21 protein-coding genes and 2 riboswitches are annotated in these 23,957 nt (G+C 67.7%); of the genes, 12 read left to right on the forward strand and 9 right to left on the reverse strand.

The window, feature by feature from the left end:
* Positions 1 to 116: 116 nt before the first annotated feature.
* The gene (locus AC5RVZ_RS08270; protein WP_494065274.1) at positions 117 to 791 is read right to left on the reverse strand and encodes a transglycosylase family protein; all 675 of its coding nucleotides are present in this window, start codon (positions 789 to 791) and stop codon (positions 117 to 119) included.
* A gap of 370 nt (positions 792 to 1,161) precedes the next feature.
* Between AC5RVZ_RS08270 and AC5RVZ_RS08275 the strand changes: the two genes are divergently transcribed.
* Complete coding sequence (locus tag AC5RVZ_RS08275) at positions 1,162 to 1,356, forward strand: DUF2795 domain-containing protein (RefSeq protein WP_494065275.1); 195 nt, start codon at positions 1,162 to 1,164, stop codon at positions 1,354 to 1,356.
* Here AC5RVZ_RS08275 and AC5RVZ_RS08280 read toward each other — a convergent pair.
* Together AC5RVZ_RS08280 and AC5RVZ_RS08285 are read right to left on the reverse strand one after the other, a co-directional pair.
* Positions 1,353 to 1,874, reverse strand: coding sequence for a metallophosphoesterase family protein (locus tag AC5RVZ_RS08280; RefSeq protein WP_494065276.1), 522 nt, complete (start codon positions 1,872 to 1,874; stop codon positions 1,353 to 1,355). The genes AC5RVZ_RS08275 and AC5RVZ_RS08280 overlap by 4 nt on opposite strands.
* 22 nt (positions 1,875 to 1,896) lie before the next feature.
* Entirely contained in the window at positions 1,897 to 2,517 is a 621-nt protein-coding gene (locus AC5RVZ_RS08285; RefSeq protein ID WP_494065277.1) for a LysE/ArgO family amino acid transporter, read from the reverse strand.
* Positions 2,518 to 2,587: 70 nt separating this feature from the next.
* Between AC5RVZ_RS08285 and AC5RVZ_RS08290 the strand changes: the two genes are divergently transcribed.
* The 3 genes from AC5RVZ_RS08290 to AC5RVZ_RS08300 all read left to right on the forward strand — a co-directional run bounded on the left by AC5RVZ_RS08290 (position 2,588) and on the right by AC5RVZ_RS08300 (position 6,719).
* Positions 2,588 to 3,487 carry a LysR family transcriptional regulator ArgP gene (locus AC5RVZ_RS08290; RefSeq protein WP_494065278.1) on the forward strand — a complete coding sequence of 300 codons (900 nt, stop codon included), beginning with the start codon at positions 2,588 to 2,590 and terminating at the stop codon, positions 3,485 to 3,487.
* Between the two features lie 130 nt (positions 3,488 to 3,617).
* On the forward strand, positions 3,618 to 5,138 hold the full coding sequence (scpC, locus tag AC5RVZ_RS08295) for a succinyl-CoA:acetate CoA-transferase ScpC (protein ID WP_494065279.1): 1,521 nt from the start codon (positions 3,618 to 3,620) through the stop codon (positions 5,136 to 5,138).
* Between the two features lie 67 nt (positions 5,139 to 5,205).
* A riboswitch (TPP riboswitch) is annotated at positions 5,206 to 5,315 on the forward strand.
* A gap of 30 nt (positions 5,316 to 5,345) precedes the next feature.
* Positions 5,346 to 6,719, forward strand: coding sequence for an NtaA/DmoA family FMN-dependent monooxygenase (locus AC5RVZ_RS08300; RefSeq protein WP_494065280.1), 1,374 nt, complete (start codon positions 5,346 to 5,348; stop codon positions 6,717 to 6,719).
* Positions 6,720 to 6,737: 18 nt separating this feature from the next.
* On the opposite strand, the gene AC5RVZ_RS08305 is transcribed toward AC5RVZ_RS08300, so the two are convergent.
* The 3 genes from AC5RVZ_RS08305 to AC5RVZ_RS08315 form a co-directional block, all read right to left on the reverse strand.
* Complete coding sequence (locus AC5RVZ_RS08305) at positions 6,738 to 7,562, reverse strand: oxidoreductase (RefSeq protein ID WP_494065514.1); 825 nt, start codon at positions 7,560 to 7,562, stop codon at positions 6,738 to 6,740.
* Positions 7,563 to 7,575: 13 nt separating this feature from the next.
* Positions 7,576 to 8,643, reverse strand: coding sequence for a hypothetical protein (locus tag AC5RVZ_RS08310; RefSeq protein ID WP_494065281.1), 1,068 nt, complete (start codon positions 8,641 to 8,643; stop codon positions 7,576 to 7,578).
* Positions 8,644 to 8,796: 153 nt separating this feature from the next.
* Entirely contained in the window at positions 8,797 to 8,937 is a 141-nt protein-coding gene (locus tag AC5RVZ_RS08315; RefSeq protein ID WP_493979801.1) for a hypothetical protein, read from the reverse strand.
* A 170-nt stretch (positions 8,938 to 9,107) separates the two neighbouring features.
* Here AC5RVZ_RS08315 and AC5RVZ_RS08320 point away from each other — a divergent pair, with 170 nt between their 5' ends.
* Together AC5RVZ_RS08320 and AC5RVZ_RS08325 are read left to right on the forward strand one after the other, a co-directional pair.
* Positions 9,108 to 9,920, forward strand: coding sequence for an SGNH/GDSL hydrolase family protein (locus AC5RVZ_RS08320; protein ID WP_494065282.1), 813 nt, complete (start codon positions 9,108 to 9,110; stop codon positions 9,918 to 9,920).
* Between the two features lie 257 nt (positions 9,921 to 10,177).
* The gene (locus AC5RVZ_RS08325) at positions 10,178 to 11,755 is read left to right on the forward strand and encodes an amino acid permease (RefSeq protein ID WP_494065283.1); all 1,578 of its coding nucleotides are present in this window, start codon (positions 10,178 to 10,180) and stop codon (positions 11,753 to 11,755) included.
* A gap of 108 nt (positions 11,756 to 11,863) precedes the next feature.
* Here the strand turns inward: AC5RVZ_RS08325 and AC5RVZ_RS08330 are convergent, their stop codons facing one another.
* Both AC5RVZ_RS08330 and AC5RVZ_RS08335 read right to left on the reverse strand, forming a co-directional pair.
* Positions 11,864 to 14,341: a zinc metalloprotease gene (locus AC5RVZ_RS08330; RefSeq protein ID WP_494065284.1), complete on the reverse strand. Its 2,478-nt coding sequence runs from the start codon at positions 14,339 to 14,341 to the stop codon at positions 11,864 to 11,866.
* Positions 14,342 to 14,348: 7 nt separating this feature from the next.
* Entirely contained in the window at positions 14,349 to 15,095 is a 747-nt protein-coding gene (locus AC5RVZ_RS08335) for a peptidoglycan-binding protein (protein WP_494065285.1), read from the reverse strand.
* A gap of 418 nt (positions 15,096 to 15,513) precedes the next feature.
* Positions 15,514 to 15,615: riboswitch (glycine riboswitch) on the forward strand.
* 439 nt (positions 15,616 to 16,054) lie between these two features.
* Here AC5RVZ_RS08335 and gcvH point away from each other — a divergent pair.
* The 3 genes from gcvH to AC5RVZ_RS08350 are packed head-to-tail and all read left to right on the forward strand — an operon-like array spanning position 16,055 to position 19,187.
* The gene (gene gcvH / locus AC5RVZ_RS08340) at positions 16,055 to 16,441 is read left to right on the forward strand and encodes a glycine cleavage system protein GcvH (RefSeq protein WP_493989946.1); all 387 of its coding nucleotides are present in this window, start codon (positions 16,055 to 16,057) and stop codon (positions 16,439 to 16,441) included.
* Positions 16,438 to 17,763, forward strand: a complete 1,326-nt coding sequence (glyA, locus tag AC5RVZ_RS08345) for a serine hydroxymethyltransferase (protein WP_494065286.1) — start codon at positions 16,438 to 16,440, stop codon at positions 17,761 to 17,763. The genes gcvH and glyA overlap by 4 nt, the downstream gene beginning before the upstream one ends.
* 8 nt (positions 17,764 to 17,771) lie before the next feature.
* The gene (locus tag AC5RVZ_RS08350) at positions 17,772 to 19,187 is read left to right on the forward strand and encodes an L-serine ammonia-lyase (protein ID WP_494065287.1); all 1,416 of its coding nucleotides are present in this window, start codon (positions 17,772 to 17,774) and stop codon (positions 19,185 to 19,187) included.
* Between the two features lie 51 nt (positions 19,188 to 19,238).
* On the opposite strand, the gene AC5RVZ_RS08355 is transcribed toward AC5RVZ_RS08350, so the two are convergent.
* Positions 19,239 to 19,952, reverse strand: a complete 714-nt coding sequence (locus AC5RVZ_RS08355) for a FadR/GntR family transcriptional regulator (RefSeq protein WP_494065288.1) — start codon at positions 19,950 to 19,952, stop codon at positions 19,239 to 19,241.
* 178 nt (positions 19,953 to 20,130) lie between these two features.
* On the opposite strand from AC5RVZ_RS08355, the gene AC5RVZ_RS08360 reads away from it, so the two are divergent.
* From AC5RVZ_RS08360 to AC5RVZ_RS08370, 3 genes are all read left to right on the forward strand, one after another.
* On the forward strand, positions 20,131 to 21,657 hold the full coding sequence (locus AC5RVZ_RS08360; RefSeq protein ID WP_494065289.1) for a gamma-glutamyltransferase: 1,527 nt from the start codon (positions 20,131 to 20,133) through the stop codon (positions 21,655 to 21,657).
* Positions 21,654 to 22,358 (forward strand): YoaK family protein, encoded by a 705-nt coding sequence (locus AC5RVZ_RS08365; protein ID WP_494065290.1) that lies wholly within the window; start codon positions 21,654 to 21,656, stop codon positions 22,356 to 22,358. Before AC5RVZ_RS08360 ends, AC5RVZ_RS08365 begins: the two co-directional genes overlap by 4 nt.
* Positions 22,359 to 22,467: 109 nt before the next feature.
* On the forward strand, positions 22,468 to 23,775 hold the full coding sequence (locus AC5RVZ_RS08370) for an Nramp family divalent metal transporter (protein ID WP_494065291.1): 1,308 nt from the start codon (positions 22,468 to 22,470) through the stop codon (positions 23,773 to 23,775).
* The last annotated feature ends 182 nt before the right edge of the window (positions 23,776 to 23,957 follow it).

Here is a 23,957-nt window from a genome sequence, read left to right on the forward strand (position 1 = left end):
CAGTGGCCCGTCCTCTCACTCGGTTTGCTACCAGTCTAGGGCGCGTCTTTTGGGCCCAACCAGCAGCGCCCCGCCCTCCTGACGGAGAACGGGACGCTGCGGGGGTACGTGCCGGATTACTGCGCGGGCAGCTGCAGAACCTGGTCCACGAAGATCAGGTTCGGATCGGAAACGGTGTCCGCATTGGCTGCGAACAGCTCCTGCCATCCGCCCTGAAGGCCCAGGGACTGGGCGATCTTGCCCAGGGTGTCGCCGGGCTGGACGGTGTAGGTTTCGCCGCTGACCGCCGGCGCCTGGACCGCGGGTGCGGCCGGTGCGGCGGCCGGGGCCTGGGCGACCGGGGCCTGCTGGACCGGGGCCTGGGCGACAGGTGCCTGCTGGACGGGTGCCTGCTGGATCTGCGCCGACTGGCTGCTCACCTGCGACCCTCCTCCGCCGCCGCCGGACAGTCCCAGCTTGGACGAGCAGGCAGGCCAGGCACCCCAGCCCTGGCTGTCCAGGACGTTCTCGGCCACGGCAATTTGCTCGGCGCGGCTTGCGTCGGCGGCAGAACCGCTGCCGCCGTTCGCCGCCCACGTGCCCGGGGCGAACTGCAGGCCGCCGGAGTAGCCGTTGCCGGTGTTAATGTTCCAGTCGCCGCCCGACTCACACTGGGCCAAGGCGTCCCAGGTTGCCCCGTCGGCCGCGTTCGCGGCCGGTCCAACCAGCGCAACGCTGGCTCCGGTCAGGGCGACGGCGGCGAGGCCGCCACGCAGGGCACGGCTGAGGTTCAGGTTTTTATTTGGATTCACAATGCTCCGGTTCGGCCGCCTTATGCTCAGTCCGTCCCCGAACGTCTCCGCACCGCCGTCAGCCACTCGCAAAATCGAGGTCATGTGGACGTCTGCCATTCTGACGGCGAAAGGCGTGGGCAGCGTCCGGGCATTCCATGGGTAAATCGCGCCGGAACTTCCGGCATCCCCTGGCGCGGTCATCTGACCCACGCACGAACTGCACGTTACCGTAAAGTAACCAACGTTGCAAAACCGTGATCTGCCACCAGCGTGTCGATGCGCGCGGCGGCTCGAATTACGGCTAGGCGCGCCCTCGCCCCTGTGGGCCCTTCCCAGTGCCCGGCCCAGCACGTAGCGTGGGGATTCCCATTCGATCGGAAGGTTTCCCATGGCAGAGAATCCCAGTCCCATTGACATCCAGAAGGCGCTGGGCGGCGTCGATTACCCGGCATCCGCCGGCGACTTGGTGAAGAAGGCGGAAGAATCCGGAGCCGGGGACGACGTCCTCTCGGCGCTCAAGAATCTCCCCGACAAGCAGTACGAAAGCCCGGCCGAGGTCAGCAAGGCAGTAGCAGGCAACTAAGGCCTTCGGCCGGCAGTCCTGTCCACCGGCACCAACTCGACGTCGAGGAGGCGGCCGCCGTCGGCCGTCGCGGTCATGTACGTGCAGACCGGCTGGCGTCGGCGGTCCGTGGGCGAACCCGGGTTCAGCAGCCGCAGGCCGCCGGCCGACGTGGTGTCCCAGGGGATGTGGCTATGTCCGAACACCAGCACGTCGGCATCGGGAAAGCGAGCCTGGCAGCGCTGTTCGCGCCCCTTTGCCGCGCCGGTTTCGTGCACCATGGCGAACCGGACGCCGGCGATGGTCGCCCGGGCAATCTCCGGCAGTCGCGCGCGCAAGTCGTCGCCGTCGTTGTTGCCGTACACCCCGACCAGCCACCGGCTCCGCTCTTCCAGGTCGTGGAGCAGCCCGGCGGTGACCCAATCGCCGGCGTGGAAAACGACGTCGGCCGCCTCCACCGCGTCCCACACCTGGTCCGGAAGGTGCCGCGCCCGCTTTGGCACGTGTGTGTCCGCCAGCAGCAGCAAGGAGGTGGCCATACCGGCATCCTCGCATATCGGATCAGAGGCCGAAGGCCATTCGTAGCCCGAGCGCCAGCATGACGACGGCGATCAGCCCGTCGAGCAGGCGCCAGGAGCCGGGCCGGGCGAAGAAGGGACGCAGCAGCCGGGCGCCGAAGCCGAGGGCGCAAAACCAGATGAGGCTGCCCGCTACGGCCCCGGCGCCGAAATACCAGCGCAGTTCCGGCCCCTGGGTGTTGGCGATGGAACCGAGCAGCAGCACCGTGTCCAGATACACGTGCGGGTTCAGCCAGGTCAGGGCCAGCGCCGTGGCAGCCGTTGCGGCCAATCCGCCGCCGGCGCGATTGGCCGAGGCGGTCAGCACGCCCGGCCTGATCGCCCGTTTGGCGGCGAACACCGCGTAGGCCAGCAGAAACGCCGCCCCGCCCAACCGGATGACGTCCACCACCGCCGGAGCGGCCTCGATCACGGCGCCGATGCCGGCAATCCCGGCGGTGATCAGCAGTGCGTCGGACACCGCGCAGATGACAACGACGACGCCGATGTGCTCGCCGCGGATGCCCTGGCGCAGCACGAAGGCGTTTTGCGCGCCGATGGCGACGATCAGGGCCAGCCCGGTGCCCAGGCCCAGCAAGATTGTGGGAGCAATAGCGGTAGTCACAACAGTCGACGCTACTGACAACCGCAGCTTCAGTACAGCTAAAGAAACTTCAGTTACGTAAGCTTGCCTTATGCAGCCGTTCCAGTTCGACCATCTGGCGACCTTCGCCGTCGTCGTTCAGGAGGGCAGTTTCGATGCCGCCTCCCGCGCGCTCCACGTGACACCCTCGGCCGTGTCGCAACGGATCAAGGCGATGGAGCATGCGGCCGGGCAGGTCCTGTTGCAGCGCACCGCTCCGGTGCGGCCGACGGCGGCCGGAGATGTGGTCCTGCGGCTGGCGCGGCAGGTGCGGGTCCTGCAGGCCGACGCGCAGCGCGAACTCGGCGGCGATGGCGACGGCGTGGCCCTGCCGCTGGTGGTCAACGCCGATTCGCTGGCCACCTGGTTCTTGGGCGCGCTGGCCCGCATGCCGCGCGACCGCGGGGTGTTTTTCGAAGTCCACCGCGAAGACGAGCAGCATTCGACCTCCCTGCTGCGGGCCGGACAGGTGACGGCCGCGGTGACGGCGACGCCGGAACCGGTCCAGGGCTGCTCGGTGGAGGCGCTCGGCTCGCTGCGCTACCGGGCGGTGGCCAGCCCGGCCTACCTGGCTCACTGGCGTCCCGCCGGGACCGGACACGCCGACCCGGCGTGGCTGGCGGCCGCGCCCGTGCTCGATTTTGACCGCAAGGACGACCTTCAGGAGCGCTTCTACCGGGAACTGACCGGCGCTGCGCTGGCGGCGCCGCGCCATTATCTGCCCGCCTCGGCGGAGTTTGCCTCGGCGGTCCGGCTGGGCATCGGCTGGGCCCTGCTGCCGGAGCAACAGTGCTTGGCAGACGTCCGCAACGGGACGCTGCACGAACTGGCACCCGACCTGCCGGTGGACGTGCCGTTGTACTGGCAGCGCTGGAAAATCAGCTCGCCGGTACTGGACGAACTGACTGCCTGCGTTCGGCAGACCGCGCTGGACCAACTGCGGCAGCGCTAGCTCAGCGCCCGGAAATCCCGCGGCGCGCGGCGCCTCCGCCCGCTGCCAGGGGTGCCGTTTTCTCCGCCCCGAACCCCGGCACCCGTGCCCGGCCCTACAGTGGAGGGAGAGATTTAGACGAAGGGGCACGATGCAAGACCGCATTCGCAACGCCCGCCTGCGCGAGCGCGTGATGAGCGCGGAGCAGGCGGCAGAACTGATCAAACCCGGCATGACCGTGGCCATGAGCGGCTTCACCGGCGCCGGTTATCCGAAGGCGGTGCCGCAGGCGCTCGCGGCACGGATGGAAACCGCGCACGCGGCCGGGGAGCAGTTCAAGATCCGCGTACTCACCGGCGCTTCGACGGCCCCTGAGCTCGACGGCGCCCTCGCCAAGGTCGACGGGATGCAGCTGCGCCTGCCCTACCAGTCGGACCCGGCGCTGCGCGAACGGATCAATGCCGGCGAGCTGGACTACATCGACATGCACCTCAGCCACGTCGCCCAGCACACCTGGTTCGGGTTTTTCGGCGACGTCGACCTGGCCGTGGTCGAGGCGGTGGGCATCCTCGAGGACGGACGGCTCATCCCGTCCACCTCGGTGGGCAACAACATGACCTGGCTCCGGCAGGCCAGCCAGGTCATCGTGGAGATCAACAACGCCCAGCCGGTGGGTCTCGAGGGCATGCACGACGTCTACTACGGCACCGCCCTGCCGCCGGAACGCAGGCCCATCCCGCTCGAGCACCCCGACGACCGGATCGGCGAACCCTACCTGCAGGTGGATCCGGACAAGATCGTGGCCGTCGTGCACACCGACGCGCCCGACCGGAACTCCCCCTTCAACCCGCCCGACGACGCGTCGCAGCAGATCGCGGGCCACCTGCTGGACTTCCTGGACCACGAGGTCCGGCGCGGGCGGCTGACCGAGCAGCTGCTCCCGCTGCAGTCCGGCGTCGGCAATATCCCCAACGCCGTGCTGGAAGGCCTGGCGGCCGGCGGCTACCGCGGCCTGACCGCCTACACCGAAGTCATCCAGGACGGCATGCTGCAGCTGCTCAAGGAGGGCGTGCTGCGCATGGCCTCCGCCACGTCCTTCTCGCTCAGCCGCACCGGCCTGGAGGAGTTCAACGCCAACGTCGACTACTACCGCGAGCGCATCATCCTGCGCACCCAGGAAATTTCCAACCACCCCGAGCTGGTCCGCCGGCTGGGCTGCATCTCGCTCAACGGCATGATCGAGGCGGACATCTACGGCAACATCAACTCCACCCACGTGGCCGGCACCAAGGTCATGAACGGCATCGGCGGCTCCGGCGACTTCGCCCGGAACAGCTACCTGTCCGTCTTCATGTCCCCCAGCATGGCCAAGGGCGGGAAGGTCTCCAGCATCGTGCCGATGGCCAGCCACGTCGACCACACCGAGCACGACACGATGATCGTGATCACCGAGCAGGGCCTGGCCGACCTGCGCGGGCTCGCGCCGAAGCAGCGGGCGCGCAAGATCATCGAGACCTGCGCGCATCCGGACTACCGGCCCATGCTCCAGGACTACTTCGACCGGGCCTGCCGGGACAGCTTCGGCAAGCACACCCCGCACCTGCTCGGCGAGGCCTTGTCCTGGCACCAGCGCTTCGTGGAGACCGGCAGCATGCTCCCCGCACAGCAGTAACGGCCGGGAGTATGACGCCGTCGTGCCGGCGGCCTTTCGCCGCCCGGTGCGGCTGCCGGTAGGCTGCTGGCTTGTACACGGGAGTCCGGTGAGCCGGGCTGAGAGGAAGCTTCTCAAGTTTCGACCGTTGAACCTGATCTGGATCATGCCAGCGCAGGGAGCAACCCTCACACCCGTGCCCTGTTCACTCAACAGAAGGGCGCGACAGTGCAGACATCCGACGGCATGCACCTGGTGGCGATGGTCAACCCGCCGACCAGCCAGTATTCCGAGAACTGGCGGCATCCGCTCTCCCGGCGGGACTGGATGAGCGCGGAGTTTTACCTCGATCTGGGCCGGACGCTGGAACGAGGCTGCTTCGACATGCTGTTCCTGCCCGACGCGCTGGCCGTCCCCGAGGACAACGCGGGCGACTACGCCACCACGCTGGTCACCGGCGGCAAGGGCGCCATCTATCTCGACCCCTTGGTCACCCTGTCACTGGTTGCCGGCGCGACCCGGCACCTGGGCTTGGCCGCCACCATCTCCACGACCTTCACCCCTGCCTACACCATCGCCCGGAAGCTGCTCTCGCTGGATCACCTCTCTGGCGGCCGGGTCGCCTGGAACATCGTCACGTCCACCACCGACGCCGAGGCCGCCAACTTCGGCCTGGCCGCCATCCCGCCCAAGTCGGAGCGTTACGACCGGGCCGACGACGTCGTCCAGGCCGTGGTGGACCTATGGGAGACCTGGGAGCCCGGGGCGCTGACACTGGACGTGCCGGGACGCCGGTTTGCGGATCCGGAGCGTGTCCACCGGGTACCGGAACGGTCCCGGTCCGGCGGCGACGAGGGTCCGCTGAGCCGCGGTCCGATCACCCTGCCGCGCAGCCCGCAGGGAAGGCCGGTGCTCATGCAGGCCGGATCCTCCCCGCGCGGCATGGAGTTCGCCGCCCGCTGGGCCGAGGTCGTGTTCGCCGTCGCCGACACTCCGGACGCCATGCGCGCGGTGCGGACCGAACTGCGGGCCCGCGCTGCGGCCGCCGGACGGAATCCGGATCAGCTGGCCGTGCTCCCGGCGGTTCAGCCGATTACCGGTGCCACGCCAGCCGCCGCCCGCGGGGCGCTGCGGGGTCTGGAGGCGGCACTCGACGAGGAGGACGTCCTGACGAAGTTGGGCCGGCTCCTCCACGCGGCCCGGGAGGACCTGACGCCGGACGGCAGCGCCGAGGAGTTGCTGCTGGCCCATCGCGGGGCCACGGGCAGCGAGGGTTTTGAACAGATGCTCCTGGCCGCAGCCCGCCGGGAATCCATGACCGTCCGCGAGCTGGCGATGGCGCAGGCCATGAACCAGCTGAAACCCCAGCCCGTGGGCGATCCGGCGGACATCGCCGACTACTTGTGCGAACTCTACGACTCTGAGGCGGCTGACGGTTTCGTGATCATGTCGGCCCTCTACCCGTCCTCGCTCGAAGACTTCGTCAACGGCGTGGTGCCGGAACTGCAGGCCCGGGGCCGGTTCCGGACCGCCTATTCGGGACACACCCTGCGCGATCACCTGGGAGCCTCCCTGAAAGGCAGCCGCTCCGGCGCGTCTTAGCAGCCCTTCCGCTCCGGCTCAGCGCTGGTAGATCCTGGCGAGCACGGCGTCGAAGACCCCGTCGGGCAGCAGCCGGCGAGCGCCCATGATCGTCCGCGCGCCCCTGCCGACCGGGTACCGGGTGCGCGTGCGCCGAGCGGCCGCCACCCGGGCGATGCGGCGGCCAACAACGTCCGGCCGCGTTCCCGTGCGTTCCGTGTACGCCCCGGCAATCGCCCGCGCCACGCTCTCTGCCTGCGGCGCGTAGGCCGTGCCTTCGGAACTCTGCTGCAGGCTCTCCACCGCGATGGCGTCCCACTCGGTCAGGATCGGCCCGGGCTCGACGATCACAACGTCGATGCCGAAGGGCTTGAGCTCGACTCGAAGGCAGTCCGACAAACCCTCGACCGCGAATTTCGCCGCGTGGTACCAGCCGCCGAGGGGTTCGTAGAACACGCCGCCGATCGAGGAGAGGTTGATGATCCGCCCGCTGCCCTGGGCCCGCATGGCCGGGGCCGCCAGCTGGATGAGCCGCCCCAGGCCGAACAGGTTCACGTCGAACTGCTGCCGGGCGTCCTCCAGCGGCACGTTCTCGATGGCGCCGTAGGAGGCGTACCCGGCATTGTTGACCAGCACGTCCAGCCGTCCCTGCTCCGACAGGATGTGCTCCACCCCGCGCACCATCGATGCGTCGTCGGCCAGGTCCATCTCGAGGACGCGCACCCCGTGCTCTTCCAGCGGGCGCATCCTCTCCACCCGGCGCGCGGCCGCGTAGACGGTGAAGCCTTCGCGTGCCAGTTCGCGTGAGGTGTGTTCCCCGATCCCGGAGGACGCTCCGGTTACGAGGGCGACTTTGTCCGTCACCATCAGGCCCGCCTCACTTTTCCAGTGCCGTGACGACGGCGGTGCGCGCCTCGTCCGGCAACGTCCGGCCGGCGCCGTCGGGAGCGAAGAGCCGCCGGCAACCGTCGAGTTCCACCGTCAGCGGAGCACCGGCGCCCTGCCCCTCGGCGAGCGGCCAGAGCACCGCAAACTCCGTTGCGTCGTCGGCGCATTCGCCAGCATCCGGATCCTGTGCGGCCGCGTCCAGGAGGGCGTCCTTTGCCGTGCCCTCCAGGCTCCCGCCCTTGGAAAAAATCCCCGACACGATCTGGATGACGCCAAAATTCAGATCCGGCTGCGCGTCGGCGGGCAGTTCATCCTCTGCGGCCGGCACCGGCGCGGTCCGGTACTGGCAGATCCTCAAGGCGTCGACCTCGCCGGCGCGTGGCAAAAGGCCGGGGGAACCCGGCACGCCCTCGCCGCTGCCGCGCGGCTGCGCCGCTCCCGGCTGCTCGAACGGCGCCAGCTCAGTCACTCCCGGCATCGCCTTGAAGCCCCACTCGGCGGGGCAACCGGCATCCAGTGCCGCCCTCGGCTGGATCAGTTCCAGCCGGTGCTGGGTCGACTCGATCACGGTCATGCCCGCCAGGACCTCGCGGACCCCGGGTTTCGTCTTGCCGCAGGAATCCGTCGGCCACGCGGCACGCATGGCCTTGCCGGCCGCATCCACCAACCACAGATCGGGGACCATTTCCATGTCAGCGGTGCAGACCAGGTTCGCCCTGGGTCCGTCGCTGGGCTGCGCCAGCGCAGTGAGCAGCGCGTCAACGTTTCCGGTGAGGCGCTCTTCCGTGACCGCCGACCACAGGCCTTCCTCGTCCTCGACGGTTGCCATCGCCAGGGCATCACAGCGGATGACGTCGACGGGCGCGAAGCCTTCGGGCACGGCGCCGACCGCCGGCGGCGGAGGTGCGGACGGATTCCCTGGTTCGACCATGTGCTGTGCTGTTGTGCAATCGACGGCGTCAACCAACTCGGCCTCGGGCCCTGCTGGTTCCCCCGGGTCTCCCGGCAGCTGCCCGCAGGCCGCCAGGGTGCCCACCGCCAGCACTGCCGCCATCACCGACCCAGGCCTCCGGCCCCGGCTTCCCTGCCGCCGCTTCCGCTTCACCGTGCCCGTCCCCCGATCACCGTCGATGCCGTCAGTGTAGCGAGGCGCTCCGGAAAAGCATCGCCGGCGCGGCCGCCGGGCAGAGGGTGACCTGCGCCGGAGTGTTCAGGAAAGACGGCGGAACTCGCCTGCCCGGAGCTGGACATAGATCGGCAGGGTCATCTGGATGTGTGAAACGCCGACCGGCTCGTCCAGCAGCTCATTGATGGTGGTTTGCCCTTCCAACTCGGTCACTTCGCCATCCATGACTTGAGCCTACGTCGACCGGACGCTCCCCGGACCAAGACACGCGCCATCTGCTGCTTGGTGCCGCTCCTGCCAGGCATCCATGACGCCCGGGAGGATTCACGTATCGTCCTCGTTCTATGGCGGCAGTTGCTGTCGGTGATTAGAGTCGTCGACATGGAGAAGGTTCCGTGGGCAGCACCGTCCGGTTCCTGATCCTGCCGCTGATGCTGTTGGCGCTGCTTGCTTTGCCTGGATCCGTCGCCCCGCGATCGGATCCAAGTGCCATTGCGGGACTCGGAGATTCCATTACCCAGGCCGCAAACACCTGTTGCCGGCCCGGCAACTACCCGGCCAAGTCCTGGTCCACCGGCGACGATCGGTCCGACGACATCCGCAGCCACTACGAGCGGCTGGCGGCGCTGCACCCCCAGATCAACAACAACAACTTCAACGACTCGGCAAGCGGCGCCAAGGCGGCAGATATTCCTCGACAGGCGTCCATGGCCGTGGCCCAAAAGGCGGACTACATCACCCTGCTCATCGGGGCCAACGACCTGTGTGCCTCGTCGGCATCAGCGATGACGTCCACCGCCGATTTCGCCAGGCACGTCGCGACTGCCCTCGAGGCGCTGCACCGCGGGCTGCCGCAGGCCCGCATCTACGTCAGCAGCATTCCCGACCTTCATCGCCTGTGGTCCGTCCTGCGCACCGATCAGGAGGCCAGGCGGGTCTGGGCGGCCGCCGGAACCTGCCCGTCCATGCTCGGCGCAGCGGTCACCGAGGACCAGCGGCAGGAAGTGGTTGCCCGCCAGCGGGCCTTCAATGAGATCCTCGCGGACACCTGTGCGCGGTACGGGAACTGCCACTGGGACCGGGGCGCCGTGTACGCCTACAAGTTCTCCGCGAACGAAATCAGCACCCTGGACTACTTCCACCCCGGCCCCGGCGGCCAGGCCGCCCTGGCCGAGCTGACATGGCAGGCATTCCAGGGACACCGCTGAACCTGCATGTCAGCCACCGGGCATCCAGCAGGGCCCCTATCAGATGAACAAGAGACATCTACGTAAAAGCGCGGCTGGGTTAGCAACTCTGCTGCTTTTCGTGCGGAGACACCGGTACTCGTAAGATTTTGAAGTTCTTGTCAGCAACATCTGCCCCGCTTAATGACTCTTTTTCTGCGCGTGTTAGCTTGATCACCGTCCTTTCCGGCGGGCCCGCCCGGAAAGCTGAACCACCGCTGCTACCTTCCGGAGGCACAATGGGACTTGGCTCCCCCACGCATGCAGACGACCGTGCTGTCGCACCCACACCCGCTGCAGAAACAGGACGCGGATCCTTGCCAGGGACAGGGGCGGGCCGCACCTCCGGCAGGGCCGACAACGAACTCAAGCGCGGGCTGAGCAGCCGCCACCTGCAAATGATCGCCATCGGCGGTGCGATCGGCACGGGGCTGTTCGTGGCCTCGGGCGGCACGATTTCCCAGGCGGGTCCCGGCGGAGCCTTGGCCGCCTATGCGTTGGTCGGACTGATGGTGTTCCTGCTGATGCAGTCGCTGGGCGAAATGTCGGCCCAGATTCCGGTCGCCGGCTCCTTCCAGACCTTTGCCACCCGTTTTGTCTCGCCGTCGTTCGGGTTCGCTATCGGCTGGAACTACTGGTTCAACTGGGCCATCACGGTGGCGGCCGAGCTGGTCGCCGCCGGAATCATCATGGACTTCTGGTTCCCGGGAGTCCCGGGCTGGGTGTGGGCCGGGATCTTCCTGCTCGTCTTGACCGGGCTCAACGCCCTCTCCGCCAAGTCCTTCGGGGAGTCGGAGTTCTGGCTCTCCCTGATCAAGGTCGCCGCAGTTGTGCTCTTCCTGATCGCCGGTGTGCTGATGATCTTCGGCATCCTTGGGGACAACTCCCCGGGCCTGAGCAACTGGGAAAACCGCGATGATGTGTTCCACGGCGGTTGGGTCTCGATCATCTCGGTCTTCATGATTGCCGGGTTCTCCTTCCAGGGCACCGAGCTGGTGGGCGTGGCCGCGGGCGAAGCCAAGAACCCGCGCCGCGAAGTGCCGAAGGCCATCCGCACGGTCTTCTGGCGCATCATGCTCTTCTACATTGGCGCCATCTTCATCATCGGCTGCCTGATCCCGTTCACCGATCCGAGTCTGCTGGCCTCCGGCGAGGCCGACGTGGCAGTATCCCCGTTCACGCTCGTCTTCTCGCGCGCCGGGATTGCCTTCGCGGCGGCTTTGATGAACGCGGTGATCCTGACCGCCATCCTCTCGGCGGGCAACTCCGGACTGTATGCCTCCACGCGCATGCTTTACGCCATGGCCCATGACGGCAAGGCGCCGAAGATCTTCCGACGCACCAATGCGCGCGGTGTGCCGATTCCGGCGCTGCTGGCCACCGCGGCGGTAGGTCTCTTCGGGTTCCTCTCCGCGATCGTCGGTCAGGGCGCTGCCTACTCCTGGCTGCTGAACATGTCCGGCCTGTGCGGCTTTATCGTGTGGGCGGGAATCGCTGTCTCCCACTACCGCTTCAGGCGCGGCTTTCTGGCGCAGGGCAACAAGGTCAGCGACTTGCCGTACAAGGCCTCCCTGTTCCCCATCGGTCCGCTGCTGGCCTTCGCCCTGCTGGTCCTGGTGATCGCCGGACAGAACTACGAGGCCGTGCTTGCCGGACGGGGCATGGAGGTGCTTTCCTCCTACATCGGGCTGCCGGTCTTTATCGCCCTGTGGCTGGCCCACCGCTTCATCACCAAGTCCAAGGTGGTGCCGCTGCTCGAGATGGACCTCCGGGCGCCCGAGGACCTCGAGGACGAACCCGCCGGCGCCACCCGGTGACCCTGCTGCCCCCGGGCCAACCGGGCGCAGCTGGGCGCTGGCGGTACCCAAGCGCTGCGGGGCTCTGCCCGTAGCCGCTCGCCACGCTCTGGCGGCAGCTGCCGGGCGTCACCCGCTTGGCGCCGGAGCGGGTTCGTCGGCGTGAGTGGGTGCGGGGGCAGGCTCCTGCGCGGGGGCGGGGTCGGGTTGCGGCGTGCCGGTAGGCATCGGTGCCGGGGACGTCGTCGCCGCACCGGGGTCGGCCTCTCCGGCGGGCGCCTCTGCTGGGGCCGGCGGCAGGTCGCTGCCGGTGTCCGCCGGAGGCGTGCCCGACGGGGACTCCGGCTCCGAGGTCGGCTCGGAGGTTTGCTCAGTACCGGACGCCGCATCATCGTTGCCTGCGTCGGCGCTGCCGTCACCGATGGCGGCGTCCCGTTCGATGATGCCAAGGATGCGCATCTTGTAGTCGTTCAGCCGGGCCTGGATTTCATCCAGCGGGACGTCTTCGAGCGACCGGCCGTAGGCCGCGATCTCCTCCCACAGGGCTGCCAGTTTCTCCATGCCGACGTCGCTGAGCGGGCCGTCCAAGGTGAGGACCAACTGGCTGGCGAGCGCGTAGGTGAGGCACTCGACGCAGTTGTAGTTGGCCGCCGCGGAAAGGTTTTGGGGGACGACGACGTCGGCCTGGCCGAGGATCAGGACAACCTGGAAGCCGACGGCGACTGCCGTGCAGCCCCGGCACGACGCGAAGGCGTAGGCCTCGTTCGTGGCGTCCACCGGCCCGTCTTCGGCCCACACTAGGGCGAAGGCGACGTCGTAGACCACGGATCCGTCCTCAATGTTGACGGCAAGGGCCTGGTTTCCGTCCTCCTCGGGGGCCAGCGGCCGGTCGAACGGGAAGACCCAGGCCGGCGGTGTGCCGGCGCCGGCTTCAGAACCGGCGGTGCCGGAACCGCCGTCGTGCTGTAAATCCTCGCCGGTGGCCGCCGTAGCGGTCTCCTGCTGCCCGGCCTGCAGGTCGCGGGGAACGAGGACCATGGCCAGTTGCGGATCCTCCGCCGTGGGCAGATCAGTACCGGAGGGCCACGCCGCCACCGTTTGCCCTGAGCGGCCTTCGGCCAGCCCCGCCGGTGATATCGGGGCGAAGGAAGCCGCCGCATCGAACAGGGTTCCGCGTTCGTAGGGCTGCACCGGGCGGTAGGCTCCGTCGTCGGGCCACCAGGCCCAGGCCAGGCCGGCGAGAACGGCCGCGGCGGCGGCCATCGCGGTCACCCGCCGGAGCGGCCGGCCACGCGTTTTCGCCCAGACCGCCGTGCCAAGCTGGCGGGCCATCCGCAGCAGGATGTAGGCAATCCCGAGAATGGGAAGCGCGACGGCGGTGATCGCCAGGACGCGCACGGCCATTCCGGCGACGTCGCCGTCCGAACCGGCGGCGGCCAGCAGCCTTTGTTGGTCCATGATGCTGGCCCAGGCCGTCCCCAAAATCCGGGGAAGCGAGACCACCATCATGACGAGGCAGAACAGGAGCAGCGGAACCGTGACCAGGACCCAGGCTGTCACGACGGCCCTGGCCCAGGGCTTGAGCAGCTTGGGTTCGGGATCGGACCACCGCCAGGGCAGCAGCCCCAGCAGGGTGGGCTTGATCCGTTGGAACAGGTCGGGAACCCCGGTGGCGTCGGCGAGAATGTGGTACCCGTCGAAGCGGACCAGGGGCAGCAGTTGGCGCACCATCTGCAGTATCTGGGTCACCACCACCAGCAGCAGCGCGTCGAACCCGGTGAGCCACCAGGCGCCTATCGTGCCCACCACGACGATGGCGTTGAAGTACAGGCCGCCCAGATCGGTGCGGAGCCGGCCGCCGCGTCCCAGCCGGTAGGAGTCTGTGACATCGGTGTAGAAGGCGGGCCAGATCAGGTACAGGCCCACGCCCATGGCTCCCGGGGTTGCGCCGCCGCGGCGCGCGCCGGCGGCATGGCCGAACTCGTGGAAGCCGGCCGAAAGGAGGGTGATGGCGAACACCAAAAGCAGCAGCCCGGGGTTGGCGAAGGCTTGGTGCGTTGCCGAGCCGAGGCCCTTGACCATGAGCACCCACCAGCACGCCGCCAGGAAGGCCAAGGTCACGGGCAGGGCGATCAGCGGGTGGAAGAGGACGGCGAACGGAGCGGTCAGCTTCCGGGTCAGCGCGGGATCCGTGACCGTGTAGCGGAACCGCATGCCCAGCAGCGGGCTGGCCTTTTTGACTTCGGGCTGCGAGCCGTCCGCGAGCCGCAGCAGGCCCAGCGGCAGCAGCTGCTTTTCCATCAGGGTCTGCACGTTTCCGGCAGTGATCAGCCGGCCGGACGTCTCGCCGGCGTGTTCGGCAATTTGGTCGAGGTTTCGGGAGCCGTCCACGCCCTCCAGGACCGCATACAGGAGTGGGGTGAGCTGGAGCGTCTGGCCGTCTGCGCGCCGGACCAGGGCGGGCGGCTCCCGGTAGCCGGATCCCTGTGCCGGTCCGAGGAGTTGCACGCCCTCGGCCAGCGTCGGGACGTCAACCGAAGGGGCAGCCGGCCGGCCGCCGGGCAGCGGGTCACTCTTGGCCGGCGGCCGGCTCGGACTGATGCTCATTCAGGGACTATTGTTCGAGATCGGACTGCTGGCCGGCGCTGGCCTCGGCGCTGCCGTCAATCTGCTGGTTGATGATGGCGTCCTGCTGCGCCACCGCGACGGCGTTGCTGTCGACCGAACCGATATTCGCGGCCACCGCGGCGTCGATCGGCGCGGCAACGTTGGCGTTGGCGGCAACGGCGCCGTTGATCGGGGCGGCAATATCGGCGTCCGCGGCCAGATTAACGTTGACGTTGAGCAGGTTCCCGTCGAGGGTCGACCCAAGGCCTTCCGTGACGGATCCGGTGTCGGGCAGGGTGCCGTCGGGAAGCAGCGCAGGGGCAGTTGCCTCCTGCCCGGTGGCCTTCTGGGCAAGGCCAGAATCACCGACGGCGGCGCCCGTCCCGGCAGCGGACCCGGCCGTAGTCCCGGCATCCTCCACAGTGTCATTGCCCTGGTCGATGGTGCTGTCCTGGGTGGACTCGGCGGTCGCGTCGGCGGTGATGCCCTGGTTGATGATGACTCCCTGGTCGGACAGGGCCTGCGCCGTGGAGCCGGCCGAGAGGAGGTTGGCCGAGGCCGCGGCATCGATGGGGGCCGCCACGTTGGCGTTCGCCGCGACGGCCAGGTCGATCGGCGCGGCCGCATCGATGGCCAGGTCGAGATCGGCATTCAGATCCAGGATGGACGCGACTTCCTTGTCCGGCAGCGCGGTCCCGGACTGCGATTCGAGTTCCTCCGGCGATAGCGGCGTGCGTCCCATGTCGTTGCTCATCAAAATCTCCGTCTCCGGCGCAAAGCGCCATTCGTTCCAACCCGTTGTCGAAACCTGTCGACTCTTGTCAACGGCCCGGCGGTACCGGCGCCTTGGTCATCAGCCTTCCTCTCGACGACATCAACGGAAAGCATACTGATGAATCCATTCATTGTGTAGGCATCGGCGTTCTCCCGGACGCGCAGCGGCGCACGCGACCCTGGACGGGTGCCGGCACTACCGGAGAGGCGGCCGGCGAGATCGGAGAGTGGCGGCCGCCGGGACCGGAGAGTGACGGCTAGCGGGACGGGACCTTGAATTGGCGGCCGGCGCAAACCTTGGAGCGGCGACGGGGCCCGATGTTTGGCGGCGGCAATTTGGGATCCCACCGGCCCTGCGTGTAGGGTGTGAGGCGAATCACCCACAACTGAATGCCTTTCGAACCGCGGCGGGAGAGTCCTCTCCGCACACCATCCGGGCAGGCGCCGTAGGAGCAAATCCTCCCCAGGAATCTCTCAGGCCCATGTACCGCCGCGGCGAGGCAACTCTGGAAAGCAGTCAGGCAGCAGCCTGGCTCACCGACGGTGCAAGCGGAACACACTCCGCGGAATCTCTCAGGTCAGATACAGAGCGGGGAGGAACCCCAATCCCAGCCGAGCCCTCGGGCCGGCCCGATCTTGGAGTTCCTCATGACTTCCTACCTGCAGCGGCGCGTCCTCCGCAGACATTCAAAGACTTGGTTGCCGGCCCTGGCCCCACCTTGATCCCCGCCCCGTCGTTCCCGGTGCCCGGCGCCCTGATCCTCGAGCCAAGGAGTCCGGGGATCTGGCGGCCAGCGACCGCTTCATCGAAGCCATGATCGCCGTCCGCACGTGCTTCCGCGCACTAAGCGTCACGGCGAACAAAAACGGGTGCACTACAGGGGCCGAGGCGACCTCCTCTCATCTCCTCAACAAAAGCGTGTTAAGAAAGGCATCACAGTGAGCAAAGTCAACGCCGAACTACGATACTCCGCGGAGCACGAATGGGTGGCCGCCGACGGTTCCGGCCCGTCCAGGATCGGCGTCTCTGCCGTGGCAACCGAGGCGCTGGGCGACATCGTGTACGTGGATCTCCCCGAGGTCGGTACCGTCGTGACGGCCGGCGAGACCTGCGGTGAAATCGAGTCCACCAAGTCCGTTTCGGACCTCTACTCCCCGGTGACCGGCGAGGTCATCGAAGTCAACGGCGACGCCGTGGCCGATCCCGCCGTGATCAACGATGACCCCTACGGTGCCGGCTGGCTGTTCACCGTCCAGGTGTCGGAGGAAGGCCCGCTGCTCTCCGCCGAGGAGTACGCCTCCGCCAACGGTGGTGAAGTAGCATGACCGCGGCAATGACGGCGGTCGCCAGCACCAGCCTGAACGCGGACCTGGGTGTCCTCGATCCGGAAATCGCCGCCCAGATCGACAATGAGCTGCGCCGCCAGCAGTCCGGGCTGGAAATGATCGCCTCGGAGAACCACACCCCCGTCGCCGTCATGCAGGCGCAGGGCTCGGTGCTGACCAACAAGTACGCCGAGGGTTACCCGGGGCGCCGGTACTACGGCGGCTGCGAGCACGTCGACGTGATCGAGCAGCTGGCCATCGACCGGGTCAAGGAGCTGTTCGGCGCCGGCTTCGCCAACGTCCAGCCGCACTCCGGCGCGCAGGCCAACGCCTCTGTGATGCACGCCCTGATCAAGCCCGGCGACACGATCCTGGGCCTGAACCTGGCCCACGGCGGGCACCTGACCCACGGCATGAAGATCAACTTCTCCGGCAGGCTCTACAACGTGGCCGCCTACGGCGTCTCCGAGGAGGACCACCGGGTCGACATGGCGGAGGTGGAGCGGCTGGCGCACGCGCACCAGCCGCAGCTGATCATCGCCGGCTGGTCCGCCTACCCGCGCGAACTCGACTTCGCGGAATTCCGCCGGATCGCCGACGACGTCGGGGCGTACCTGATGGTGGACATGGCGCACATCGCCGGCCTGGTGGCCGCCGGCCTGCACGCCAGCCCGGTGCCGCACGCCCACGTGGTCACGTCCACCACGCACAAGACGCTGGCGGGTCCGCGCGGCGGCATCATCCTGACCAACGAGGCGGACATCGCCAAGAAGATCAATTCCGCGGTGTTCCCCGGCCAGCAGGGCGGGCCGCTCGAACACGTCATCGCGGGCAAGGCCGTGGCGTTCAAGGTTGCCGCCTCCGAAGAATTCGCCGACCGCCAGCAGCGCACGCTGGCGGGCGCACGCATCCTGGCCGAGCGGCTGTCGCAGCAGGACGTCGCGGAGAAGGGCATCACGGTGCTGACCGGCGGCACCGACGTGCACCTGGTCCTGGTTGACCTGCGCAATTCCGAGCTGGACGGCCAGCAGGGCGAGGACCTGCTGGCGGCCATCGACATCACGGTGAACCGCAACGCGGTGCCGTTCGACCCGCGGCCGCCCATGGTCACCTCCGGCCTGCGCATCGGCACGCCGGCGCTGGCCACCCGCGGCTTCGGCGACGCGGCGTTCCGCGAGGTCGCGGACATCATCGCCGAGGCCCTCATCGCCGGGCCGGCCGCTGACCTGTCCGGTATGAAGACCCGGGTGGAGGCACTGGCCCAGGCGCATCCGCTCTACCCGGACCTGGCACCGGTTTCCACGCCCACCGAAGGGCGCTGAGGAGCCTCATGGCCGTAGGCGTCTTCGACCTCTTTACCGTAGGCATCGGTCCGTCCAGTTCGCACACCGTCGGTCCGATGCGGGCGGCCGCCGTCTTTGCCGGTGAACTGGTGTCACGCGGCGTGCTGGACCGGGTGGCAGGGCTGCGGGTGGACCTGTACGGGTCCCTCGCGGCCACCGGCCGCGGCCACGGCACGTTCACGGCGGTGATGCTCGGGCTGGAAGGTTTCCAGCCCGAGCAGATCCTGCCGGACGACGTCGAATCCCGGCTGGCAAAGATGGCCTCGACCGGCGAGTTGCAGTTGTGCGCGCGGGTCGAGGGCTCGGCCGGACGGGTCCTGGACTACCGGGTCGAGGACATGGTGCAGCATCCGCTCACCGTGCTGCCCCGGCACACCAACGGGATGAAATTCCAGGTGACCGACGACGCCGGCGCCGTCCTTCACGAGGCGACGTTCTTTTCCGTGGGCGGCGGCTTCGTGGTCCGCGACGGCGAGGAAGGTGCGGCGGCCCGGGAGCTCGATGCCGCCCAGGAGACGCTCCCCTACCCCTTCCGGACGGCGGCGGAACTGCTGAAACACTGCCGCAACACCGGCCTGGGCATCAGCGACATCATGATGCTCAACGAGAAGGCCTCGCGCTCCGAGGCGGAGATCCGTGCCGGCTTGATCCACATCTGGCAGGTGATGGAGGACTGCAAGGACTCCGCCATCAGGCGCGAAGGTTTCCTGCCCGGCGGGCTGAACGTCCGCCGCCGGGCCCCGGCCTGGCATGAGCGGCTGCGCAAGGAGGACAAGGACCGGGACCACAAATACTGGCAGGAATGGGTCAACCTGGTGGCCCTGGCCGTGAACGAGGAGAACGCCTCGGGAGGCCGCGTCGTCACCGCACCGACCAACGGAGCGGCCGGCATCATCCCCGCGGTCATGTTCTACGCCACGCACTACGCGCCGGGCATGGACAAGGCGACGCAGGCGGACAAGGAAGACGTCATCGTGAAATTCCTGTTGGCGGCCGCCGCCGTCGGGGTCCTCTACAAGGAGCAGGCCTCCATCTCCGGCGCCGAGGTCGGCTGCCAGGGCGAAGTGGGTTCCGCGTCCTCCATGGCCGCAGCGGGACTGGCCGAGGTGATGGGCGGCAGTCCCGCGCAGGTGGAAAATGCCGCCGAGATCGCGATGGAGCACAACCTGGGGCTGACCTGCGACCCGATCGGCGGCCTGGTGCAGATCCCCTGCATTGAGCGCAACGCCATCGGCGCCGCCAAAGCCGTGAACGCGGCCAAGATGGCGCTCTGGGGCGACGGGACGCACCGCGTCTCGCTGGACGAAGTCATCATCACGATGCGCGAAACCGGCAAGGACATGAGCTCCAAGTACAAGGAAACCGCGATGGGAGGCCTGGCCGTCAACGTCGTCGAGTGCTAGGCGCGCCCGGTCAGGCGAAGACCCGCGGGCGCCGGTATGGTGCCCCCGTATTCACTGTCCCTTTTCGGTGTGGCCCTTGATGTCGATCAGGTGCTCCTCCATGGCATCGAAGGCCCCGTCGCCGTCGCGTGCCAAAACTGCCTCGAAAATGCGGCCGTGCCACATGACAGAGCTCCGGACGCGTTCCAGCGTCAGGAATTCGTCGGCACGCGAGGGGGCCATCAGGTCGTTGGACATCGCCAACAATTCGGTCAGCAGCGGGTTCAGGGACAGCCGGGCCAGTTCCGCATGGAAATCCAGATCGAGTTTTCTTAATTCCGCGTTCGAGGGCTGGGAGCGGGCCGCCTCTTTGGTGGCCGCATCGAGGATCGACCGCAATTTGGATACCTGGCCACGCGCCCTGATGGCCGCCCGCTTGGCGATCCCCGGTTCGATGACAAGGCGGAGATCCATGACGTGATTCATCGGGTCACCGGCACCGGCGCTGCCGCCCAGCGACGAGGAGCCGAAGGCCAAAAGCGGTTCGTCGGCTACGTAGGTGCCGCTGCCAGGGCGGCGATACAGCAGGCCGACCGCCTCGAGCTCGCGCAGGGCTTCCCGCACCGTATTCCTGGACAAGCGGTAATTCTCGGCGATTTCCCGTTCGCTCGGAAGTTTAGCTCCGGGGCTCAGGGTACCGTCCTCAATCCGGGTCCGAATTGCCTCGGCGAGAACGTCTACGCGATCGCTGAATACCAATAAGGGCTCCTGCCTCAGGCTGCGCATATTCGTCCTCTCTATGGGTACCGGTTAGCGGGTTTCCCCCTGACCGCACAAGTTCCGGCAATTAAAAGTGTATTTCGCGGCCCCACACCCTTGTGGTTTAGTGACTCACCTCACTATGCTACCCAAAGTGGTCCAACCACCCTACCGGTTCTGTGAACTAGCAGAGGAAGCCCCAGCAATGAATCAAGCAGCAATCTCAACGCCGCACCACCTGGCCACGGAGGCCGGGTGGGCCGTTCTTCAGTCAGGCGGAAGCGCGGTCGACGCCGCCATCGCCGCGGCCGCCGTCCTGTCCGTCGTCTACCCGCACAACTGTTCCATCGGCGGCGATCTGGTGGCGCTGGTGAAGGAACCCGATGCAGAGCCTGAGTGCGTGCTTGCCGTAGGCCGAGCCCCCGGAGCCGGCCGCCTGGCGGACATGAGGGATCGGTTTGGCGAGAAGATGCCGGCCCGCGGACCGGCGACCCTCACGGTTCCCGGAGCCCCCGCCGGCTGGCAGCACCTGCATGAGCGGTACGGACGGCTGGCGCCCTCGACCCTGCTCGAAAGGGCGGCGGAACTCGCCGGCGGCTATCAGCTGTCCCGGTCGGTGACGATGGCAGCGGTCAAAGCAGCAGCTGCCGGCGGAATAAGTGCCGACCTGGTCTCCGCGTTGTTTGGTTCCTCGTTTGAGCCGGGCAAGCGCGTGTCGAACCCGGCGCTGGCGGAAACGCTGCGCCGCATGGGTTCGGCAGGGTTTCAGGAGTTCTACCGGGGCACGACGGGCGAGTCACTGCTCTCGTTCATGCAGGGCCACCGCGCCGAATTCAGTGCCGACGACTTCGCATCGGTCGTCCCGGTCACCGCCGCGCCGCTGTCACACCGCGGCGAAAGCCACACCGTGTACACCAGCCCGCCACCCACCCAGGGCTTCGCACTGATCCGGCTGCTGGAGAACCTGTCCGCGGCCACGGGCCACGCGGTGACCTCGGCGGATGTCGTCGAGGCCATGCAGGTCAATGCCCGGATCTGCAACCACCTCCGGGACAACATCCTCAGCGAAGACTCCGAACCGTACTTCTACCGCGATTACGGCCTGGAGGACCTGCCGTCATCCGGAACTCCCGCACTCGCCTCGGCACGGGCCGATGGAGACACGGTCGGAATTTCGTGCGTGGACAGCACGGGGTTGAGCGTGTCCTGGATCCAGAGCCTGTACTCGGCCTTCGGCTCGTACCTGATGGATCCGGCCACCGGCGTCATCCTGCAGTGCCGGGGCTCTATGTTCTCGCTGAACGACTCGCAGCCGAACGCCTTCCGGGGCGGAGCCATGCCGCCGCACACGCTGATGCCGGTCATGGTGACCGACGAGCACGAACGCATCCGCTATATCCAGTCGACCATGGGCGGCAAAGCCCAGCCGCAGATCCACGCCCAGGTCCTGCTGAGGCAGTGGGCGGGCGAATCGCCGGCGTCTGCGCTGCTGGGCCCGCGCTGGATGATCGTGCAGGACGACCAGGGTGCCGATGTGGCCGTCATTGAGCAGTCCGTGGATGCCGGGACGCGGGAGCACTTGGCGGATAGTCTCGGCCGGACCCGCATGGAGCCGGACTTCACCGACGGGCTGGGGCACATGCAGCTGGTCACGGTGGATTCCGCCGGCGCTCCGGTGGCGGCCAGCGATCCCCGATCGGACGGATCCGGACGCTACGGACCGCTCGGATGACGCTGACGGAAAGGCGCCCGGCAAAGAGTGTCAGGCGCGGCTGGCTGCTTCCCGATCCGCTCCTCTTGACGGTGCTCTCGTTCGGCACGGGCTTCCTGGATGCCCTGACCTACCTCGGACTGGACCGTATTTTCGGTGCCAACATGACCGGAAACCTGATTCTGGTGGGGATCGGACTGAGCGGGGACTGGGCCGAATTGATCCACCCGCTGGTCGCCCTCCTCGCGTTCTGCGTCGGATGCATGGTGGCGGGCTTGTGCAACAGGCTGCTGGAGGCAAAGAAGCGGGGATCCCCGGCCCCACGGATGCTGTTCCTCACCACCGGGGTGCTCCTGGCCGTGAGCACCGCCCTCGCTTTCATGAATGGGGGCGGATCTTTGGGACTGGTCATCACCGCCCTCATCGGGGTGGCCATGGGTTGCCAGAGCCTCGCCGCGAGACTTCTGGCGGTCCCCGAGATCAACACCGTGGTCGTCACCTCCACCCTCTCGCAATTCTTCGCCGAGGCCGGAGCGGGCCGAACCTGGCGCAAACGGCGCGTTTCGGCACGCCAGCTGGCAGCCGTTGGAAGCATGCTGGGCGGCGCCATCGTCGGTGCGGCCGTCGTACCCTTTGCCGGCCTCACGGCCCTCGCCGTTCCCACCGCCCTGGTTCTCCTGATGGCTCTTTTCTGCCGGCGGCTGGAACCCCAGGCGTCCTGACACCTGCCCGCTGCGAGCCCGATCGAGAAAGGGGAAAGAACCAGAGGCTGCCCTGACGGAACAAGCCTCACGTCGATTGCACCAATTCTTCCAAGAACAGGAAATCCAAATGTCTGAGTACAACGCGCCAACCGGAGCGGTGAACCACGCCGACCGGATTGACGACGACGGCGGCAAGCCCGCCAAATGGAAAATTGTCGGCCCCGGGCTCGTCGTAGCGGCCACCGGCGTGGGGGCAGGGGACATGGTCGCCACCCTGGTGGCCGGCACCCAATTCGGTTACCAGCTCTTCTGGGCCGTCATCGTCGGTGTCGTCATGAAAATCGTCCTGGTCGAAGGCGCCGGACGCTACACCCTGGCCACCGGCAAGACCATCTTCGAAGGCTGGCTGACGCTCGGCCGCTGGACCACCTGGTACTTCGGCCCTTACATCATCATCTGGGGCTTCGTCTACGGCGCCACCGCCACCTCCGCGGCAGCGCTGCCGTTGGCCGCCATGTTCCCGGTGCTCCCGCTGTGGGCGTGGGCCATCCTGAACAGCCTGGCCGGCTTCGTCATGATCTGGTTCGGCAAATATGCCACCTTCGAGAAAATCACCGCAGTGCTGGTCGGCATCATGTTCGTCACCGTCGTGGGCCTGGCCATCATTGCCGTTCCCAACATCCCCGAAATGCTCAAGGGGCTGATCCCCTCGATCCCGGCCGAAGGCGGCCTCCTGTCCACCCTGGCCCTCGCCGGCGGCGTCGGCGGCACCATCACGCTGGCAGCCTACGGCTACTGGCTGCGTGAAAAGGGCTGGTACACCCCCAAGTGGATGCGTGTCATGCGCATCGATAACTCCATGGCCTACGTCATGACCGGCATCTTCGTCATTGCCATGCTGATCGTCGGCGCGGAGGTCGTCCGCTCGGCCGGAGTCTCCATCAGCGGGAGCGATGAGGGCTTGCTGGATCTGGGCAACGTCCTCAACGATCGCTACGGCGAGGTCGTCGGCACCACCTTCCTGATCGGCTTCTGGGCGGCGTCGTTCTCCTCCATCATCGGCGTCTGGAACGGTGTGTCCCTGATGTTTGCCGACTTCTGGGGCCACATGCGCAAGAAGCCCTCCGGCCATCCGGACACCCGCATTGGGGGCAAGTACTTCAAGTTCTATGTGCTCTGGCTGACCTTCCCGCCCATGCTGCTGTTCATCATGGGCAAGCCGATCGCGCTGATCCTGGCCTACGGCGTCCTCGGCTCGCTGTTCATGCCGTTCCTTGCCCTGACCCTGCTCGGCCTGCTCAACGGCAAGCGGATCCCGAAGGCGTGGGCCAACCGACTGCACACCAACATCGCGCTGGGAATCTGTGCCCTGCTGTTCGGCGTCCTCGGTATCCAGCAGCTGGTCAAGTCGATCGCCCCGTTCTTCGGCGGCTGACACCCAGGGTGAGCCGGGTCAACGGCCGCCCAGCCCCGCCGGCACGCCCGGCAGGATAGCCGGGCTTGGCCGCAACAGCAGGCCCGAGGCAAAGACGCCTCGGTATTCATGGGAAGTAGTTACATCCGGAAGGCCCGCAACGTCGCGGGCCTTCCGTCTGCCCCTGGTGCGGAATACGTGCG

The organism is Arthrobacter sp. Cza30 (assembly GCF_059090765.1).

Coding starts and splice junctions, on each gene's coding strand:
- AC5RVZ_RS08275 (WP_494065275.1), top strand. CDS start 1,162: ATGGCAGAGAATCCCAGTCCCATTGACATCCAGAAGGCGCTGGGCGGC.
- AC5RVZ_RS08280 (WP_494065276.1), bottom strand. CDS start 1,874: ATGGCCACCTCCTTGCTGCTGCTGGCGGACACACACGTGCCAAAGCGG.
- AC5RVZ_RS08290 (WP_494065278.1), top strand. CDS start 2,588: ATGCAGCCGTTCCAGTTCGACCATCTGGCGACCTTCGCCGTCGTCGTT.
- scpC (WP_494065279.1), top strand. CDS start 3,618: ATGCAAGACCGCATTCGCAACGCCCGCCTGCGCGAGCGCGTGATGAGC.
- AC5RVZ_RS08315 (WP_493979801.1), bottom strand. CDS start 8,937: ATGGATGGCGAAGTGACCGAGTTGGAAGGGCAAACCACCATCAATGAG.
- AC5RVZ_RS08325 (WP_494065283.1), top strand. CDS start 10,178: ATGGGACTTGGCTCCCCCACGCATGCAGACGACCGTGCTGTCGCACCC.
- AC5RVZ_RS08330 (WP_494065284.1), bottom strand. CDS start 14,341: ATGAGCATCAGTCCGAGCCGGCCGCCGGCCAAGAGTGACCCGCTGCCC.
- AC5RVZ_RS08335 (WP_494065285.1), bottom strand. CDS start 15,095: ATGAGCAACGACATGGGACGCACGCCGCTATCGCCGGAGGAACTCGAA.
- glyA (WP_494065286.1), top strand. CDS start 16,438: ATGACCGCGGCAATGACGGCGGTCGCCAGCACCAGCCTGAACGCGGAC.
- AC5RVZ_RS08350 (WP_494065287.1), top strand. CDS start 17,772: ATGGCCGTAGGCGTCTTCGACCTCTTTACCGTAGGCATCGGTCCGTCC.
- AC5RVZ_RS08355 (WP_494065288.1), bottom strand. CDS start 19,952: ATGCGCAGCCTGAGGCAGGAGCCCTTATTGGTATTCAGCGATCGCGTA.
- AC5RVZ_RS08360 (WP_494065289.1), top strand. CDS start 20,131: ATGAATCAAGCAGCAATCTCAACGCCGCACCACCTGGCCACGGAGGCC.
- AC5RVZ_RS08365 (WP_494065290.1), top strand. CDS start 21,654: ATGACGCTGACGGAAAGGCGCCCGGCAAAGAGTGTCAGGCGCGGCTGG.
- AC5RVZ_RS08370 (WP_494065291.1), top strand. CDS start 22,468: ATGTCTGAGTACAACGCGCCAACCGGAGCGGTGAACCACGCCGACCGG.